A 567-nucleotide genomic window follows, 5' to 3' on the forward strand; every position below is an offset into this window, starting at 1 on the left:
TGGTCGACGCCCGGAAGGGCCTGGTCGAGCAGTCCCGCCGCCACGCCTTCCTGTGCAGTCTTCTGCGGGTGCCGCACCTGGTGCTCTGCGTCAACAAGATGGACCTGGTCGACTGGTCGCAGGAAGTGTTCGAGCAGATCGCCGACGAGTTCACCGCCTTCGCCGCGAAACTCGACGTCCCCGATCTGGCGGTGGTGCCGATCTCGGCGTTGAAGGGCGACAACATCGTCACCCGCTCGGAGAACACCCCCTGGTACGAAGGCCCCTCCCTGCTCCACCACCTGGAGCACGTGCACATCGCCTCGGACCGGAACCTCGTCGACGTCCGCTTCCCCGTGCAGTACGTGATCCGTCCCCAGTCCACCACCGTCACCGACTACCGCGGTTACGCCGGTCAGGTCGCCTCGGGTGTGTTGAAGCCCGGGGACGAGGTGATGGTCCTGCCGTCGGGGTTCACCTCCCACATCGCGTCGGTGGAGACCGCTGACGGACCCGTCGGCGAGGCGTTCCCGCCGATGTCCGTGACCGTCCGTCTGACCGACGAGATCGACATCTCCCGTGGGGACA

The 567-nt window shown here is 66.7% G+C and carries 1 protein-coding gene; it reads left to right on the forward strand.

Going from position 1 to position 567, the window contains the following annotated elements:
- The coding region (locus QSK20_RS31930) for a GTP-binding protein (protein ID WP_285792324.1) at positions 1 to 567 on the forward strand (567 nt) is incomplete at both ends.

It is taken from the genome of Micromonospora sp. NBRC 101691 (assembly GCF_030269285.1).
Taxonomy (GTDB): domain Bacteria; phylum Actinomycetota; class Actinomycetes; order Mycobacteriales; family Micromonosporaceae; genus Micromonospora; species Micromonospora echinospora.